This is a genomic window from Rhizobium sp. BR 315, assembly GCF_050577975.1.
GTDB lineage: Bacteria > Pseudomonadota > Alphaproteobacteria > Rhizobiales > Rhizobiaceae > Rhizobium > Rhizobium miluonense.
The window spans coordinates 466,720-485,378 of the sequence record NZ_JARWKZ010000001.1; the positions used below are offsets into that span (position 1 = coordinate 466,720).

At 59.2% G+C, this 18,659-nt stretch carries 14 protein-coding genes; 11 read left to right on the top strand and 3 right to left on the bottom strand.

Annotation, left to right across the window (positions count from 1 at the left end):
• Window positions 1-296 precede the first annotated feature (296 nt).
• Window positions 297-1,220, bottom strand: a complete 924-nt coding sequence (locus QD409_RS02225; RefSeq protein WP_092843890.1) for a response regulator transcription factor — start codon at window positions 1,218-1,220, stop codon at window positions 297-299.
• A complete protein-coding gene (locus QD409_RS02230; RefSeq protein WP_430761810.1) occupies window positions 1,213-4,602 on the bottom strand; it encodes a hybrid sensor histidine kinase/response regulator in 3,390 nt (1,129 codons plus the stop codon). The genes QD409_RS02225 and QD409_RS02230 overlap by 8 nt, the downstream gene beginning before the upstream one ends.
• 230 nt (window positions 4,603-4,832) lie before the next feature.
• Here QD409_RS02230 and urtA point away from each other — a divergent pair, with 230 nt between their 5' ends.
• The 9 genes from urtA to QD409_RS02275 all read left to right on the top strand — a co-directional run bounded on the left by urtA (window position 4,833) and on the right by QD409_RS02275 (window position 16,068).
• On the top strand, window positions 4,833-6,122 hold the full coding sequence (gene urtA / locus QD409_RS02235) for an urea ABC transporter substrate-binding protein (protein ID WP_092843886.1): 1,290 nt from the start codon (window positions 4,833-4,835) through the stop codon (window positions 6,120-6,122).
• A 70-nt stretch (window positions 6,123-6,192) separates the two neighbouring features.
• A complete protein-coding gene (urtB, locus tag QD409_RS02240; protein WP_430761811.1) occupies window positions 6,193-7,818 on the top strand; it encodes an urea ABC transporter permease subunit UrtB in 1,626 nt (541 codons plus the stop codon).
• Window positions 7,815-8,975 carry an urea ABC transporter permease subunit UrtC gene (gene urtC / locus QD409_RS02245; protein ID WP_430761812.1) on the top strand — a complete coding sequence of 387 codons (1,161 nt, stop codon included), beginning with the start codon at window positions 7,815-7,817 and terminating at the stop codon, window positions 8,973-8,975. The genes urtB and urtC overlap by 4 nt, the downstream gene beginning before the upstream one ends.
• A gap of 4 nt (window positions 8,976-8,979) precedes the next feature.
• Window positions 8,980-9,735, top strand: coding sequence for an urea ABC transporter ATP-binding protein UrtD (urtD, locus tag QD409_RS02250; RefSeq protein ID WP_430761813.1), 756 nt, complete (start codon window positions 8,980-8,982; stop codon window positions 9,733-9,735).
• A 1-nt stretch (window position 9,736) separates the two neighbouring features.
• Window positions 9,737-10,432 carry an urea ABC transporter ATP-binding subunit UrtE gene (gene urtE, locus QD409_RS02255; protein WP_430761814.1) on the top strand — a complete coding sequence of 232 codons (696 nt, stop codon included), beginning with the start codon at window positions 9,737-9,739 and terminating at the stop codon, window positions 10,430-10,432.
• 532 nt (window positions 10,433-10,964) lie between these two features.
• A complete protein-coding gene (locus tag QD409_RS02260; protein WP_430761815.1) occupies window positions 10,965-12,308 on the top strand; it encodes an MFS transporter in 1,344 nt (447 codons plus the stop codon).
• Between the two features lie 108 nt (window positions 12,309-12,416).
• Window positions 12,417-14,303 (top strand): bifunctional sugar phosphate isomerase/epimerase/4-hydroxyphenylpyruvate dioxygenase family protein, encoded by a 1,887-nt coding sequence (locus QD409_RS02265; protein WP_430761816.1) that lies wholly within the window; start codon window positions 12,417-12,419, stop codon window positions 14,301-14,303.
• Window positions 14,304-14,386: 83 nt separating this feature from the next.
• On the top strand, window positions 14,387-15,058 hold the full coding sequence (locus QD409_RS02270; protein WP_430761817.1) for a TetR/AcrR family transcriptional regulator: 672 nt from the start codon (window positions 14,387-14,389) through the stop codon (window positions 15,056-15,058).
• Window positions 15,059-15,168: 110 nt separating this feature from the next.
• On the top strand, window positions 15,169-16,068 hold the full coding sequence (locus QD409_RS02275; RefSeq protein WP_430761818.1) for a shikimate dehydrogenase: 900 nt from the start codon (window positions 15,169-15,171) through the stop codon (window positions 16,066-16,068).
• 528 nt (window positions 16,069-16,596) lie between these two features.
• Here the strand turns inward: QD409_RS02275 and QD409_RS02280 are convergent.
• Window positions 16,597-17,808, bottom strand: coding sequence for a class I SAM-dependent methyltransferase (locus QD409_RS02280; protein WP_430761819.1), 1,212 nt, complete (start codon window positions 17,806-17,808; stop codon window positions 16,597-16,599).
• A gap of 238 nt (window positions 17,809-18,046) precedes the next feature.
• On the opposite strand from QD409_RS02280, the gene QD409_RS02285 reads away from it, so the two are divergent.
• Window positions 18,047-18,256: a cold-shock protein gene (locus tag QD409_RS02285; RefSeq protein ID WP_075852595.1), complete on the top strand. Its 210-nt coding sequence runs from the start codon at window positions 18,047-18,049 to the stop codon at window positions 18,254-18,256.
• 110 nt (window positions 18,257-18,366) lie between these two features.
• A complete protein-coding gene (locus QD409_RS02290; protein WP_092843869.1) occupies window positions 18,367-18,654 on the top strand; it encodes a cold-shock protein in 288 nt (95 codons plus the stop codon).
• The last annotated feature ends 5 nt before the right edge of the window (window positions 18,655-18,659 follow it).

Below are 18,659 nucleotides of genomic sequence, written 5' to 3' on the forward strand. Positions count from 1 at the left end.
TCATTCAGGATGCGATCTCCATAGGGCCCCGCATCCCGGCCGCGTCAGCGAGGATCGGTCCCGCTCGCAGATGGAGCCTGAGCAGATGAGTCTCGATCTGCACTCAAAATCCTATCATGATAATTGCATTTGTCTGTGATGATAAATTGGGGACGCCGGTTCCCATCCTATCAAGGACGCGAACGCGGGCTTCGTCGGAGCGCTTACTGGATGAGTCGAACCCTGACGATCCCATAGTGGTTCAAAGAAAATCGGTATGAACCAGCGAACGAGCGCCCCCGGCCATGACTTCCCCCCTAAGCTTCATGCAGGACATGTGCGGCCCTCACGGCTGCCGATGCCCGGTTCTCCACGCCAAGCTTCACGTAGATCTGTTCCAGATGCTTGTTCACCGTGCGAGCGGAAAGACCGAGGATTTCGCCGATGTCGCGGTTCGACTTGCCCTTCGCGAGCCATAGCAGCACTTCGGATTCGCGCTGCGTCAGCGAGAAATGCTGGCGAAGGATTTCGTCGTCGGCGCGTTGATTGGTGGCCGTCAGGCGAAACAGATATTCGTCGGGGCCGATGGTGCCGAGGAAGGCGAATTGCAGGGCGGCTTGACCGCCATTGCTGATGGAGACGATGTTGTCGCGCGCCGGGCCGAGCCGCTCGCGTTCCAACATGAAGGCCGCGATGTGCTTCGAGGCAAGGTCCAGGCCGTCGTCGCTGCCGGTGGCGGCGTTGATGAGGCGCGTTGCCTGCGGCGTCGACCAATGGATCGCGCCATTGCCCTTGACCGCCAGGAGATGACGACCCGCGGCGTCGAGCGCCACTCGCGCGCTCTGGGCGGAGCGGGCATTGCGCAGGTGAACGCGAATGCGGGCGCGCAGTTCATCGACATTGATCGGCTTGGTGAGGTAGTCGACGCCGCCGGACTCCAGCGCATGCACCACATGCTCGGTTTCTGTCAGCCCGGTCATGAAGACGACGGGAATCTGGGCGATGCCCGCATTGGCTTTTAACCGGCGGCAGGTTTCGAAACCATCCATCGACGGCATGACGGCATCGAGCAGGATGAGATCGGGCGTGATGCGCTCGACGATGTTCAGCGCGGCCGCTCCCGACGTGGCGATCAGCACGGAGAAGCCGGATTGCTCGAGCGCATCAGTCAGGAAGCCGAGCGCCTCGGGCGAATCGTCCACCAGCAAGACTATGTCGCGGGGAAGGGTGGGCTCAGCCAATCTGATCTGCCTTTTCGGTGTCGAAGATGCGCAGCGCATTCATAAAGCCATCGAGATCGAAGGTCTGGACATGGGTACGCAAAGCGTCGGTGAAGGGTTTGTTCTGATCAAGCTTGGCGAGATCCGCAAGCTTGGCCTCGATGCCCCTGATGTAACCGATTTCGCCGAGCCGCATCAGTTCGTGGACATGCTCTATACCCGGGCTCTTCAATGGTGGCGGCGGCTTCGGCGCCACGATGACGGAGGCGTCGGCATAGATCCATTTCATCCCGAGATGCAGCGCAAGCTTGTCGCGAAGCTGGCGGATATCGACCGGCTTGGTGATGGCATCGTTATGGCTGTCGTCGCTGTCGGTCGCTGCAGCGGCGTCGCCGATATTGGCCGACAGCATCAGGATCGGCGCCTTCTGGCCGCTTTCTCTTAGCCGCGACACGAGCTGCCAGCCGTTCATGCCGGGCATGGAGATATCGACCAGGAAGAGATCCGGCTTGATGCCTTCGATCAGCGTCAGGCAGTCGGGGCCGCCGGCGGCGGTCAGCACGATGAAATCGAGTGGTGACAGAACCTCGCGCATCAGCTCGCGATGATCCTCATTGTCGTCGACGACGACGACGGTGCGACGAGGGCCTTCATAACCGACAACCCGCTGTTCTTGAGGCGGCGGCTTCATCGGGCGAAGCACTGCCGACAGCATCAGGCGCACCCTGAAGGTCGAGCCCTTGTCCTTCTCACTGGTGACGGAAATCTCGCCGCCGAGCGTGTTCGTGAGGAGCCGCGTGATGGTCAGGCCAAGGCCGAGGCCGGGCATGGGTCTTACGCTGTCTGCCTCGCCACGTTGGAAGGGCTCGTAGATGCGGGTAAGATCCTTCTCGGCAATGCCCCGGCCCGTGTCAGAAACGGTGAAGGTGGCGACCTGATTACGATAGCCGATCTCGAAGCGGACGCTGCCGGCATCGGTGAATTTGATGGCATTGGAAAGCAGGTTGACGAGGATCTGCCGCAGCCGTTTCTCGTCGGTGCGGACATAGTCGGGCAAGGCGGCGGCGCGTTCGTGGATGAAGGCCAGCCCTTTCGCTTGCGCCTGCGGATTGAACATGTCGATGATCTGGTCGAGGAAGTCGTGAATGTTGATCTCGTTGGAATAGACCTGCAGACGGCCAGCCTCGATCTTCGATATGTCCAGCAGCCCGTCGATCAGGCCGGACAAATGCTCGGCGCTGCGGCGAATGACCTTCAGCGAGGATTGGCGCGGCGCCGGAATGGTCTCGTCGCGCTCCAGGATCTGGGCATAGCCGAGCACGGCATTGAGCGGCGTGCGCAATTCGTGGCTTAGGCCGACGACATAGCGGCTCTTGGCGCGGTTTGCCGCCTCGGCCACTTCCTTGGCGCTCTGCAGGGCGGCGTCCGTCTTCTTGTGGGCGGCAATTTCCTTCAGCAGCAACGTGTTCTGGCGCGAGGATTCTTCCTCGGCGACAACGCGGCTGTCATGGGCGAGCACATAGAACCAGCAGGCCACGCCGGCGATGACGGCAAAGACAAAGAAGACGATCAGGATGGTGCGGTTGACCACGGAAGCAGTCTCGGGCGAGCCGGCGCCGACCTGATGGGCGATCATCGCCAGGATCGCACCCATGGCGGTCACTGCCAGGGCAACGGCAATGCCGTAGCGACCGAGGCGGGTGGCGAGCCTCGCGACGATGCTTTCCGGCAGCAGCGTCTTTGCGACCGTAGCGATTTGCGTATTGAGCCGAGCTTTCGGCTTGCACATGTCGTGGCAGCGGCTGTCGAGCGAGCAGCAGAGCGAGCAGATCGGCGCGGCATAGGCCGGGCACCAGGCCATGTCCTCCGGCTCGAACGGATGCTCGCAGATCGAGCAGGTGATGGTGCTGAGGTTCTTCCAGCTCTGCCGCGGCTTGCGGGCAAGATAGTATTTGCCTTTGGTTGCCAGGGCGATGGCAGGCGAAGCGATGAGTGCGACGATCAGGGTGATATAGGGCGCAAGCGATGCTGCGATCGAGCCGAAAGCGCCGAAATGCGCGATGAGGGCGATGCTTGCCGAAAGCGCCATGGCACCGAGGCCGACCGGATTGATATCGTAGAGATGCGCGCGCTTGAACTCGATGCCGGGCGGCGCCAGCCCCAGCGGTTTGTTGATGAAGAGGTCGGTGGAGATGGTGCAGAGCCAGGCCATGGCGATGATCGAGAAGATGCCAAGCGTCTCCTCCAGCAGCCGGTAGATGCCGAGCTCCATCAGCAGCAGCGCGATGGCGACGTTGAAGACGAGCCAGATGACGCGGCCGGGATGGCTGTGCGTCAGCCGCGAAAAGAAGTTCGACCAGGCAAGCGAGCCGGCATAGGCGTTCATGACGTTGATCTTCAGCTGCGAGATCATCACGAAGGAAGCCATCAACAACAGCGCTGCATTGTGCCAGGGGATCATGTAGCCGAAGGCCGTGAGATACATCTGTGCGGGATCGGCGGCGCGATCGACCGGCACGCCGGAGGTTAGCGTCAGAACGACGAGGAAGGAGCCGGCCAGCAGCTTCGGCGCGCCGATGATGACCCATCCCGGCCCGGCAAGGAAGACGGCCAGGCGATGGCGCCATTTGCGGTGGCCTTCCGGCGGCAGGAAGCGCAGGAAGTCGGCCTGTTCGCCGATCTGGGACATCAGTGCGAGGATGACGGCGGAAGCGGCACCGAATTCCACCAGATCGAAAGGTGCGGCGCCGCCCGGCGCGCCGGCTGCGTGATGAATGCCGGCAAAGGCGCGCCAGAGATCGAACTTCCCCCAGTCGGCAAAGGCGATGAAGACGAACGGCAGGACGTTGAGAACGATCCAGAATGGCTGCGTCAGTAGCTGAAACCGGCTGATGAGGCGGACGCCGTGGGTGACAAGCGGGATCACCATGACGGCGCTGAGGATATAGCCGATCCAAACGGGTATGCCGAGTGTCAGTTCCAGGGCCCCGGACATGATCGACGCCTCGATCGCAAACAGCATGAAGGTAAAGCTGGCATAGATCAGCGAGGTGATGGTCGAGCCGATGTAGCCGAAGCTCGCGCCGCGCGTCAGAAGGTCGATGTCGACGCCATGGCGGATGGCATAGCGGCTGATCGGCAGGCCGATTGCCAGCATGACGAGGCTGGCGACGATGATGGCGTAGAAGGCGTTGGTTGTTCCATAGGAGAGCGTGATTGCGCCACCGATCGCCTCCAGCGCCAGGAAGGAAATTGCGCCGATCGCGGTTTGCGAGATGCGTTGCGAGGAGAATTGGCGTGCGCTCTTGGCGGTGAAACGCAGGGCGTAGTCTTCCAGCGTCTGGTTCGCGACCCAGCGGTTATACTCGCGTCTTACCGGAATGATGCGTTGCCGCGCAGCCATGCTTACCCTTCAACCGTCCTGCCACAATAATTCCGGCAGTCCAGCGATGTCGTAACATGGATCGATACGGCGCTTAAGGGCATGAAGGTGCCCAAAGCTGCACATTTCGCCCCGGCGCCTACGTCATATTACGTATGTGGTTTCCCCAAGGGCTGCCGGATAGTCGCGGAAGGCAACGGTTAATCTTCGTTTACCGGCCGTTGCGGCAGATAAAAAGAGGGGAACTACGGATGAAATTCAAGACTCTCGTCTCCGGCGCGCTGCTTGGCGCCATCATGTCCACGACCGCATTCCACGGCGCTTTCGCAGCCGATGACACCATCAAGGTCGGTGTTCTGCATTCGCTTTCCGGCACCATGGCGATCTCGGAAACGACGCTGAAGGACGCAATGCTGATGCTCATCGACGAGCAGAACAAGAAGGGCGGCGTTCTCGGCAAGAAACTTGAGCCCGTTGTCGTTGACCCGGCTTCCAACTGGCCGCTCTTTGCCGAAAAGGCCCGCGAACTGATCCAGAAGGACAAGGTCTCCGCCGTGTTCGGCTGCTGGACCTCTGTTTCGCGCAAGTCCGTGCTGCCCGTTTTCAAGGAGCTGGATTCGATCCTGTTTTATCCCGTCCAGTTCGAAGGCGAAGAGTCCGAGCGCAACGTCTTCTATACGGGCGCAGCCCCGAACCAGCAGGCAATCCCCGCCGTTGACTATCTGATGAAGAACGAAGGCGTGCAGCGCTGGGTGCTCGAAGGCACCGACTATGTCTATCCGCGCACGACCAACAAGATTCTCGAAGCCTATCTGAAGTCCAAGGGCGTCAAGGACGAAGACATCATCATCAACTACACGCCATTCGGCTTTTCCGACTGGCAGACGGAAGTCTCGAAGATCAAGGCTTTCGGCGCAGCCGGGAAGAAGGCGGCTGTCGTCTCGACCATCAACGGCGACGCTAACGTTCCCTTCTACAAGGAACTGGGCAATCAGGGCGTCAAGGCCGAGGATATCCCGGTCGTCGCCTTCTCGGTCGGCGAAGAGGAACTGGCCGGCGTCGACACCAAGCCGCTTGTGGGACATCTGGCCGCCTGGAACTACTTCCAGTCCGTCGACACACCTGCCAATGCCGCCTTCATCAAGGAGTGGCACGCCTATACCAAGAATGACAAGCGCGTGACCAACGACCCAATGGAAGCCGCCTATATCGGCTTCAACATGTGGGTGAAGGCCGTAGAGAAGGCCGGTACAACCGATCCGGACAAGGTCATCGACGCGCTCGTCGGCGTTTCCGTACCGAACCTCACCGGCGGCACCGCTACCATGATGCCGAACCACTACATCACCAAGCCCGTTCTGATCGGCGAAGTGCAGGAAAACGGCCAATTTGACGTCGTTTCGCAGACCCCTGCGGTGGTCGGCAAGGAATGGTCCAACTACCTGCCTGACAGCAAGGATCTGATCTCGGATTGGCGCATGCCGATGAACTGCGGCAACTTCAATGTCACCACCGGCAAGTGCGGCGGCAAAGGCTCCTGAATTTCGGCGGACCTGACACAAGACCGCCGCGGGCAGGCTTTTCTGCCCGCGGCAGCCTGAGGGGACAACAATGTTCGACAAATTCGTTTACCGCATGGCCTTGGCGCTGGTTGCCGGCTTCTGCCTGGCATTGGCGCTGACGGCCACGAGCCTGCGCGCCCAGGAGGATGCCCACGGCCTGATCAATTCGCTCGGCCAGGCCAACTTCCAGAAGGCCGGCGAGATCGTGCAAAACCTTGCGAAGACGGGCGACCCGAAGGTCGTTCCGGCATTGCAGGCTTTTTCCGACGGCGATCTCTATGTGAGAAAATCTGACAGCCAGGTATTCATCGCCAAGTCCTCTGGCGACATGATGGCCTTGGTGGACCCGGTGACCGGTCAGGCTGCCGGACAGGAAGCCAAGGACAGTCTCGGCAAGATCAAGATCAACAATAATCTGCGACGTGCGGTTCGCGCGGCTCTCGGCGGGTTGACGCTGATGAGCCCGGATCGCGCCACGCGCCTGGAGGCGGCGCAATCCATTCTGAAGGCGCCGAGCGCGGATTCGCTGGAGGCGGTCGAGACCGCGCTGCAGAGCGAGAAGGATGCAGAAATTCGTGGCGTGCTCGAACGGGCAAGGGCTGTTGCAATACTTGGCTCCGACCGCCCGGTGGAAGACAAGAAGGCTGCGATCGAGACGATCAAGGTCGAAGGTGGCCGCGACGCCATCGGTATCCTCTCCTCGGTTTCCGTCGACGATAGTCTCAAGCCGGATGTTGCAGCCGCCATTGCCGGCATTCAGGAACAATTGAAGTTCTGGGATGCGGTGCAGAATGTCTGGTACGGCCTGTCGCTCGGCTCCGTGCTGCTTCTGGCCGCCATCGGGCTTGCCATTACCTTCGGGGTCATGGGCATCATCAACATGGCGCATGGCGAGATGGTGATGCTCGGCGCCTATTCCACTTTCATGGTCCAGAGCGTCATCCGCAGCTCCTATCCGGAGCTTTTCGACTGGTCGCTGGCGATCGCATTGCCGGTCGCCTTCCTCGTAACCGGTGCGGTCGGCCTCGTCATCGAGCGCGGCGTCATCCGTTTTCTCTATGGCCGGCCGCTGGAGACGCTGCTTGCCACCTGGGGCATTTCGCTGATCCTGCAGCAGGCGGTGCGATCGATCTTCGGGCCGACGAACCAGGAAGTCGGCAATCCCTCGTGGATGTCCGGTTCCTTCGATCTCGGCTACCTCTCCGTCACCTGGAACCGTCTCTGGATCATCGTTTTCGCGCTCGGCGTGTTCGTGGCGCTGCTGCTTCTCCTGAAGCGCTCGGCCTTCGGCCTCCAGATGCGGGCGGTGACGCAGAACAGGCGCATGGCCTCCTCGATGGGCATCCGCACGCCCTGGGTCGATGCCTTCACTTTCGCTCTTGGGTCGGGCATTGCCGGCATGGCGGGTGTCGCGCTCTCGCAGATCGACAACGTCTCGCCGAACCTCGGCCAGAGCTACATCATCGACAGTTTCATGGTCGTGGTGTTCGGCGGCGTCGGCAATCTGTGGGGGACGCTGGTCGGCGCCTTCTCGCTCGGTATCCTCAACAAGTTCCTCGAACCCTATGCAGGAGCGGTGCTCGGCAAGATCCTGGTGCTCGTTCTCATCATCCTCTTCATTCAGAAGCGTCCGCGCGGTCTCTTCGCGCTCAAGGGAAGGGCTGTGGAAGCATGATCGCCGCCTTCATCCTGCGCTCGCTCGACCGCCGCATCAGCGTTGCCATTGCGATCCTGCTCGCCGTCGCTGTACTCGTGCCACTGTCGAACCTGGCCCTGCCCGAAACCAGTGCGCTGCATGTGCCGACCTATCTGATGTCGCTGTTCGGCAAGTATCTGACCTACGCGCTGCTCGCCTTGGCGCTTGATCTCGTCTGGGGCTATTGCGGCATTCTCTCGCTCGGCCATGGCGCCTTCTTCGCGCTCGGTGGCTATGCGATGGGCATGTATCTGATGCGGCAGATCGGTTCGCGCGGCACCTACGGCAATCCGCTCCTGCCTGATTTCATGGTGTTCCTGAACTGGAAGGAACTGCCTTGGTTCTGGTATGGCTTCGATAACTTCTGGTTCGCCACGCTCATGGTGCTCGTCGCACCCGGTTTGCTTGCCTTCATCTTCGGCTGGTTCGCCTTCCGCTCACGCGTCAACGGCGTCTACCTGTCGATCATCACTCAGGCGATGACCTATGCGCTGCTGCTTGCCTTCTTCCGCAACGATATGGGCTTCGGCGGCAACAACGGCCTGACCGACTTCAAGGATATTCTCGGCTTCAACATCCAGGCCAATGGCACTCGCGCCGCGCTCTTCGCCATCACAGCATTATTCCTGGCATTGGCCTTGATGCTGTCCTCGGCCATCGTGCGGTCGAAATTCGGCAAGGTGCTGGTCGGCGTGCGCGATGCGGAAAGCCGTACGCGCTTCCTCGGTTATCGCGTCGAGCATGTGAAGCTCTTCGTCTTCGTGGTGTCGGCCATGATGGCGGGCATTGCCGGCGCGCTCTACGTGCCGCAGATTGGCATCATCAACCCCGGCGAGTTCGCTCCGGCCAACTCCATCGAGGTGGTCATCTGGACGGCAGTCGGCGGTCGGGCAACGTTGATCGGCCCAATCATCGGCGCGATACTCGTCAATGGCGGCAAGACTGTTTTCACCGGCCTGTTTCCCAGCTTCTGGCTGTTTGCGCTCGGCGGCCTGTTCGTCGCGGTGACGCTATTCCTGCCGAAGGGCATTGTCGGAACGATCGGCCCTTATATGGCTAGAAAACCTAAGCCGGCCAGTCCGCCGCCCAAGGCCGCAGAAAACGAAGCCAGCAAGCCCGTACAGGCGGCGGAGTGAGATCATGATCCCGGATATCAAGCCCAACAGTATGCTCTATCTCAACAATGTCTCCGTCTCCTTCGATGGTTTCAAGGCCTTGAATTCACTGTCCATGGTCATTGAACCGGGAGAGCTTCGCGCCATCATCGGCCCGAACGGCGCTGGCAAGACGACGATGATGGATATCATCACCGGCAAGACGCGGCCCGACGAGGGCGAGGTGTTCTTCAATGGCCAGATCGACCTCACCAAGAGGGACGAAGCCGATATTGCCCAGCTCGGCATCGGCCGCAAATTCCAGAAGCCGACCGTCTTCGAAAGCCATACAGTCTGGGACAATCTCGAACTGGCGCTCAACCGCAACCGCGGCGTCTTCGCGACGCTCTTCTATCGCCTGACACCTGCCGATCGCGACCGCATTGACGAAATCCTCGAGACGGTGCGCCTGGCGCATCGCCGCGACGAGCTGGCGGCCAATCTTTCCCACGGCCAGAAGCAATGGCTGGAGATCGGCATGCTGCTCGCGCAGGAGCCGAAGCTGCTGCTGGTCGACGAACCCGTTGCCGGCATGACGGATGCTGAGACGGCTGAGACGGCGGTGCTGCTGAAGGAGATCGCCAAGACGCGTTCCGTTGTCGTCGTCGAGCATGACATGGGCTTCATCCGCGATCTTGGGGTCAAGGTGACATGCCTGGCCGAAGGCTCGGTGCTGGCGGAGGGCTCGATCGATTTCGTCAGCAGCGATCCGAAGGTGATCGAGAATTATCTGGGGCGATGAGATGCTGACAGTCGAAAACGCAAATCTGCATTATGGCGCCGCCCAGGCGCTGCGCGGCATCTCGATCAAGGCCGAGATGGGCAGGATCACCTGTGTGCTCGGACGCAACGGCGTCGGCAAGAGCTCGCTCTTGCGTGCCGTCACCGGCCAGCATGCGCTGTCGGCGGGAACAGTCGCCTTCAACGGCGTGACGCTGAATGGCATGGCGCCCTTTGCCCGCGCCAAGCAGGGTATCGGTTACGTGCCGCAGGGCCGTGAGATCTTTCCATTGTTGAGCGTGAAGGAAAATCTCGAGACCGGCTATGCGCCGCTCTCGCGCCGCGACCGCAGCATTCCCGATGATATCTACAGTCTGTTTCCCGTGCTGAAATCCATGCTGTCACGCCGCGGTGGTGATCTCTCGGGCGGCCAGCAGCAGCAATTGGCGATCGGACGGGCCATGGTGACGCGGCCGAAGATCCTGGTGCTGGACGAACCGACCGAGGGCATCCAGCCCTCGATCATCAAGGACATCGGCCGGGCGATCCGCTATCTCAGGGATTCCACCGGCATGGCGATCCTGCTGGTCGAGCAATATCTCGATTTCTGCCGCGAGCTTGCCGATTATGTCTACATCATGGATCGCGGCGAGATCGTGCATGAGGGGCTGGCCGAGACGCTGGATACGCCGGAGGCCCGCAAGCATCTGACCGTCTGAGCGGGTAATATAGTGGCGATGTAAAGGCAGGTCGAAAGGGCCGGCTTCGGCAAGGTAACCCCGGCTCAGGATGCTGTTTCGATAGCAACGTTTCCAAGAGCGAGGTTTGTCAGTGGCGATGCGCTTCGACACGCTTTCCTACTTCGCTATCAAACGGGTTCGGGCTCGGCGACCTCCTCTGCAAAGGTGAGATAGTGGCGTCGGTTGCTACCTGATTGAATGAGAGCTCGCCTATCTGCTGAGCAACGTCTCCCAGAATCACTATCCTGGCCGGGAACCCATGGCTGTATCGCGAGGATCGTCGTGATCTATCGCGCCCGCGATCATGTTTCGAACTGTCGCGAAATGGTGACACTTTACAAAACGAACTAGTTCGTACATTATTTCTCTCGAGGAGTGACGAGCGCTGCGACAGGCAGCGCCGATGGCCGCCAAGACACATCTTGGATGTCATGCGGGAGGGCGCGGGCGGAAGCTGGCGCGCTTGAGGGTGCGGCATTTCTTCGAAACCGAAATGCTCCGGGGAGGAACAATGATGAAAACACCAGTGGAACATAAAACACCCAAGCGCGCCGCTCTGGCGAGCTGGCTTGGAAGCGCAGTCGAATATTATGATTTCTTTGTCTACGGAACGGCAGCGGCGCTGATCTTCCCGAAGATATTCTTTTCTGCGGAAGACCCGCAGACGGCGGCGATTGCCTCGTTTGCCACATTCGGCGTTGCCTACATCATGCGTCCGTTGGGTGCAGTGATCCTCGGGCATGTCGGCGACAAGTTCGGTCGCAAGAAGGTGCTGACTTTCACGCTTCTGCTCATGGGGTTTTCGACCTTCATCATCGGCTGCCTGCCGACCTATGGTCAGGCCGGCATTCTTGCGCCGATACTTCTGGTTCTGGCGCGATTGCTGCAAGGCATCTCCGCTGCCGGCGAGCAGGCTGGCGCCAGTTCGATGACGCTTGAGCACGCGCCTGAAAATCGGCGCGCCTTTTTCACCAGCTTCACACTGAGCGGAACGCAGGCCGGATTGATCCTTGCAACCCTGGTCTTCATACCGCTGGGGAAGCTCGACGAAGCTGCCCTGATGTCGTGGGGCTGGCGCATTCCCTTCTTTCTGAGCTTCGTGGTGGTCATCGTCGGATTCTGGGTTCGCCGTACGCTGGCCGAAACGCCCGCCTTCCTCGAGGAAACAAAGAAGGGCGAGGTTGCCAAACTGCCGCTGGTCTCCCTGATCACGAATTATTGGGCGGATGTACTGCGCATCATCTTTGCCGCATTGATTTCCGTCGTCAGCACGATCTTTAGCGTCTTCACCCTGTCCTACGCTGTCAACACCATGCACATCGACCGTTCCGTGATGCTGACCGTGCTCGTGCTCGCCAATGTCGTGGCGCTCGGCGCAATCCCGGCATGGGCGATCCTGGCCGACCGCATCGGCCGCAAGCCCGTCTTCATCTCCGGCGCCATTGGTTGTGCTGTTCTGATCTGGCCGTATATCTGGGCAATCAGCCACAACAATATCGCGCTTGTCTTCGTCCTCGGCATTCTGCTTTCGGGCGTGGTCTACAGCGCTTCCAATGGTGTCTGGCCGGCACTCTATGCAGAAATGTTCAATACGCGCGTACGCTTGTCCGGCATGGCAGTCGGCACCCAGATCGGCTTTGCTCTGGGCGGTTTCGCACCGACGATCAGCGCCGCCTTGATGGGGTCCGGACCGATGGGATGGATACCGGTTGCCGCGTTCACCTCGATCACGGCCTTGATCGCTGCCGTCTCCGCCGCCACTGCGACTGAGACCTACAAGACCCCAATCGATCAGCTTGGTCGGGATGGGCGTAGTTTGGCGGCCGGTGGACGACACGCCGATCGCGCGATCTGAGCATGGATCAGTGCCAGCGCATTGCGCCGGCACCCTTTTAAAATGGCACGCGCGTCACGCGATCGCGGACGAAATTGTCGGAAGTCGCCGAAAGGATGAGTTGATACGATGAAAACCTCGATCGCGACCGTTTCGATCAGTGGTGACCTCAAGGAAAAGCTTCAGGCTATCGCCAAGGCGGGTTTCGACGGCGTTGAAATTTTCGAAAATGATTTCCTCGCCTTCGACGAATCGCCGCGTCAGGTTGGCCAGATGGTCAGGGATCATGGGCTGGAGATCACGCTCTTTCAACCGTTCCGGGACTTTGAAGGCATGCCCGAACCATTGCGCAGCCGAACCTTCGATCGCGCCGAACGCAAGTTCGACCTGATGCAGGAGATGGGCACCGATCTCGTGCTGGTATGTTCGAATGTGTCTTCGGCGGCGCTGGGTGGTATCGATCGCGCAGCGGCCGATTTCTTCGAACTCGGTGAAAGAGCGGCCAAGCGCGGCCTGCGTGTCGGATATGAGGCGCTTGCCTGGGGACGGCATATTCACGATCACCGCGATGCCTGGGAAATCGTCCGGCGCGCCGATCATCCGAATATCGGCCTTATCCTCGATAGCTTTCACACGCTGTCGCGCAAGATCGATGTCAATTCGATCCGGTCGATTCCGAAGGAGAAGATCTTTATCATTCAGCTTGCCGATGCGCCGTTGATTGACATGGACCTTCTCTATTGGAGCCGTCATTTCCGCAATATGCCGGGCGAGGGCGACCTTCCTGTGCTCGATTTCATGAATGCCGTGGCGGCGACCGGCTATGACGGCTATCTCTCTCTGGAGATCTTCAACGACCAGTTTCGCGGCGGTTCGCCGACCGCCATCGCCGTCGATGGCCGACGTTCACTCATCTATCTCGGCGACCAGGTTCGTCGCGCGAAGAATAATAGTCTTACCTTGCCGCCCATGCCGGCGCGCGCTGCCGTGGACGGCATTGCCTTTGTCGAATTTACCGTCGACGAAGCCGAGACATCCGTTCTCTCCGATCGGCTGGGTGCGTTGGGCTTTCGTCATGTTGGATGCCATAAGACCAAGCGTGTCGATGTCTTCCGGCAAGGTGACATCAATCTTGTTGTCAATACCGATCCGGATGGTTTTGCCGGTGCCTCCTATGCTTTGCATGGGCAGTCGGCCTATGCGATGGGATTGTGGGTGGATGATGCCGAGTCCGTGATTGCGCGGGCCGTGGCCCTTGGCGCCGAACGTTTTGAGCAGCCATTGAATCCGGGCGAGATCGAAATGCCGGCCGTAAGGGGTGTTGGCGGCGGCATCCTATATTTCCTCGACCGCAGGAGCGCGCTCGCACGCATATGGGAGATCGAATTCGATCCGGTCAACGACGATGCCGATCTTCAGCCGGTTGGCCTGACCGGTATCGATCACGTTGCACAGACCATGAAATACGAAGAATTGCTGACTTGGTTGCTTTTCTACACGGCGATCCTTGATGCGCATAAGACGCCGATGGTCGACATTATCGATCCGGCCGGCGTCGTTCGCAGTCAGGTCGTCGAAAATGCCTCGGGCAGGTTGCGCATCACGCTGAACGGCGCGGAAAATCGCAATACCTTGGCTGGCCACTTCATCGCTGAGACCTTCGGCTCGGGTATTCAACATCTTGCCTTCGCGACCGATGATATCTTCGCAACGGCTGCTGCCTTGTCGGCCAATGGTTTTGCCACCTTGACGATCTCGCCCAACTACTACGACGATCTGGAGGCAAGGTTCGGCCTGGATCCGGCTTTCACGGATCGTCTGAAGGCCCACAATATCCTCTATGATCGCGACGACCATGGGGAATATTTCCAACTCTATAGCCCAACCTATGGCGAAGGTTTCTTCTTCGAAATCGTCCAACGCAGCGGCTATCGCGGATATGGCGCGGCGAATGCCATATTTCGCATAGCTGCGCTAAGGCGGCATCTGCGACCGATTGGTCTGCCGAAACTTTAGGCTCTCCCCATTGGCGTGAAGCCTGTGTTAAAGCTTTGATCTTCAATGATGGGCAAGGACAGACCCAGGAAGACGAGCAAGGCATGACCAAAGCGCAAGTGGCCAAGATCGAGCGCCTTACGCGAAAGAACGATCCAGACGCGACCAAAGAAAATATTCTCAAGATCGCAACCGAAGAATTCGTCGCAGCAGGATTTTCCGGTGCGCGCGTGGATGAGATCGCCGAGCGCACCAAGACGTCCAAGCGCATGATTTATTACTATTTCGGCAGTAAGGAAGGTCTCTATCTCGCCGTTCTTGAGCAAGCCTATACGAAGATCCGCACCCTTGAGAGCGAGCTTGATCTCGAAAATATGCCGCCCATTCAGGCAATGGCCCAATTGATCGCCAGCACCTTCGATCATGACGATCAAAATCCGGATTTCGTACGTTTGGTCAGCATTGAGAACATCCATCGTGCCGAACATATGAAGCGTTCCGTCGTGCTGTCGCAGATGAACATCGCAGTTATCGATATCGTCACGCAAATCCTCGAACGGGGTTACGCCGATGGCAGTTTCGTGCGCCGGGTGGATCCAGTCGATTTGCACATGATGATCAGCGCGCAATGCTTCTTTCGCGTTTCAAATCGCCATACCTTTGGGGCGATCTTTGAGCGCGACCTTTCCTCGGAGGCGTTGAAGAAGAGACATAAGTCTTTGATAATCGATGCCATTCTTGCATTTCTGAAGAATCCATCCTCCGACATGATCTGATGGTGAGCTAAGCCCTTTGATTGAGGCCAGCGATTTTTATCGCAGCGCGAAACCGTGCCCAATCTTGACTTTACGGACTAGTTCGTACATTTTGAAGGCAAGCCTGCGACATGGCTTTATTTGCTGCTCGGGAGGAAACATTGAATACTCAAACTGCCATTGTTCCGCGCCAGCTTCACGTCGGATTGATCGGTGCGGGCATAGGCCGCTCGCTGACGCCGGCCATGCACATGCGCGAAGGCGAGCATTGCGGGCTATCCTATCGCTACGATCTCATTGACCTGGACCTTCGTGGCCTCTCGGTCTCGGATCTCCCGGCCCTTGTCAATGAGGCCGAGGCGCAGGGCTTTGCCGGCCTCAACATTACCCACCCTTGCAAGCAGGCGGCAGTTGCGCTGGTGGATGAGCTGTCGCCCGATGCCCAGACGCTGCGATCCATCAACACGATCGTCTTTCAGGGAAGGCGAAGGATCGGCCATAATACCGATTGGTGGGGGTTTGCCGAAAGTTTTAGGCGCGGGCTGAGTGGCGCTTCGCTCAGGCACGTCGTGCAATTGGGGGCGGGCGGCGCCGGCGTTGCGGTTGCACATGCCGTGGCCCAGATGGGCGCGAATTCCATAGAGATATTCGATCTGGATCCTGCGCGGGCAAAGGCGCTCGTGGATCAACTTCAGCCGGCACATGGCACTTGCTACTTCTCCGTTGGTCATGATCTTGCTGCGGCTATGGACGTCGCTGACGGTTTGGTTCACGCAACGCCGACCGGCATGGTGGCTCATCCAGGGCTGCCGCTCGACGCGGAACTCCTATCGGATCGCCTCTGGGTCGCGGAAATCGTCTATTTTCCAATCGAAACCGAGTTGGTGAAGCTTGCAAATGCAAGAGGATGCCGCGTTCTCGATGGCGGCGGCATGGCGGTATTCCAGGCGGTGAAGGCTTTCGAGTTGTTCACGGGCATCCATCCGACGGCCGAGCGCATGATGCAGCACTTCAACTCGCTGCGCTCCTAGATGGTGGCTGGTGACTGAAGGGCTTGAATTCACGAGCCGCGGCTCGTGGGCAGTGTCAGACCGATTGCGGCTCTGAAGGGCATACCAGCGCTAATCACCTCTACCTCCAAAGCACCGCTAGCTGTTTAGTCCCGGGAATTGATGGGTTGGATCGCGTTTTCAAGTGCGATCGTCTTGTCGAGGTCGATATTGACGAGAGGCAGCCGCCTAAATAGGCGAGCCACAAGCGAATGCACCATCGGCATACGCGGGCACCACCAACGAGAATGATAGCGTCCAGCTCGGAAACCGGAACGCGTGCATCCGCAATTGCGCGCTCCAATGGTGTCCGCAGCGCCGCAAAAGTGGGGTGGCCATGGACTCGAACGCATCGCGGCCTATGCTGCCTTCGACTGGCTCTCCATTGATCTTGAGCGAATAAGTGCCGACAGGAGCTTATTCAAGGTTGGCGTCCCTTATGCGACAGCGCAAGGGATGGCGGGCGATAGGTTAGAGGGCGGAACGATCTTGCTGCTTCGCTCCAACCGTTCAGCGTGCCTTGGCTCGAGTTAGCAGATACTCCTGGCGGATCATGTTGCCGAAGTAGTAGGGCGCCGCGAGCGTTTCGAACCCAGCGCGCAAGGCAGCAAGCCGCTCCGGCTCGTTGGCGGAGGCCTCGATCAATTTCTGCATTGGGCCTACCGAGCGCTCCATAAATTCTCGATAATGCGACAGGCTGAGAGCCGGAAACTGCATGACACCGCGGGAAAAAAACGGTGCCTCAAACTTGTCACCGAGGCGCTCGGCAACGATGTCCGGGCTGCCCCATTGTGGCGGTGGTGCGGCGCCTGGTGGCGGTGGCGGCGAGTTCTTAGCAACGAAACTGAACAGGCGGCCGACGAAATGCTCCGGCGGCCAAGTCGCAAATGCTATGCGACCGCCTGGCTTCAAAACACGGCGCATTTCCGCGACGGCCACTTCAGGTCGGGGCGCAAATATGTGACCGAACTGGCTAACAACGACATCAAAGTGGCCATCAGGGAATGGAAGACTTTCGGCGTCCCCTTCAAGCCATTGCGTGTTAGCTAACTTAGCTATCCGCGCATTCTCGCGCGCGACGTCGAGCAGAGCTGGCGTCAGGTCGAGTCCCGTCGCCAAAGCGCCCGCCCGCGCTGCCGTAATCGCAACGACACCTGTGCCGGTTCCGACGTCGAGCACGGTCTCGCCGTGTTTGATTTCCGCGAACTCGACGAGATGAGCCGCAACCGGCGTGGTGAAAGTAGCGGTCGGCGCAAACGACGCCCACATTTCGCGCTGGCGAGTCTTTAGATCTGCGAATGGATCAACGGTCGATGACATGGCGCCTCTCCACGGTTTGATGAGCAGCCTGACATCCCCCAAAATATCTCTTTCGCGAGCATTTGGAAACGGGCGAATTCGGGAGAGTCGATGCTGAATTCCGCTCCCGGTCCGCCACGTCGTCTCGCTGCGCTGCAAACTCTGGTCGCTATCGGCATATAGCGTGCGCGACTGTCTGGAAGACTCGCCCTTGCAAAAAGTCTCGCTGCCGCTCGTGTTGTGCACTTGGCGGCAGGCTGCAACCGCTTTCTCTATCCCTTGTCCGTTCAGATCGCCCGGAAGCGTCATGGGAGCCGACACCGCCGTATCAAGATCATCGAGTAGTTTTACGCCCTTCGACGCACATGCGCCCAGCGCACTGGTGTCGATATCGGAAGCGCGAAGGCACGGATCCTTTGACACGTCGATCTTCCTATCCGTGATCGTCCCTTGTCCGAAAGCGTCGCCGAGCGCAGGGAACTGTCATTCTGACCGCCACTGTTGCCAAAATTCCGAATAGAACCTATAGTGACCGTTATCGACCATTGCTTGTGATGACGCTCAAGAGCCGCAGGGCTCTATCGGATTTCCTCTCAAATAATCGATCTAACTCCGCAAGGTATCGCGGAACAAACAACGATTGCTTTGAAAGGAAATCGTTATGAACACTGGTACTGTGAAATGGTTCAACTCCACCAAGGGCTTCGGCTTCATTCAGCCTGACGATGGCAGCACGGACGTTTTCGTCCATATCTCAGCGGTGGAGCGTGCCGGTATGCGTTCGCTCAACGATGGTCAGAAGATCACTTACGACATCGTGCAGGATCGTAGATCTGGCAAGAGTTCGGCTGATAATCTTCGGGCCGCATAAGTTTGTCACGGTTACGCGCGACCACGGATGTACTGGTGCGCTGAAGCCATGACCGAGGAAGGTCGGGATACGTCCCGGCCTTTTGTTTTTCATTTCAAGCGGAGAACGACATGGCACATGGTCGTTACCGGCCGGGCGACAGCATCGTCCTGAAGCCTGGAATTTTTGGAAATGCCCAACCCACTGGCGCCGGCGGCATTGTGTCTGTCCTGCCGGTCTCGCAGGGCGTTGTTCACTACCGCGTCCGCTTCCAAAACGAGAGTTACGAGCGGAGCATCCGTCAGGATGATATCGACGTTGAAGCGTCACCATCCTCGCTTTTGCCATCCCAACCCGACGTACCGGAAGCATCGAAATCGAGTTGGATCAACTCGAATGCAATCCGTACCAAGAAATAAACGCA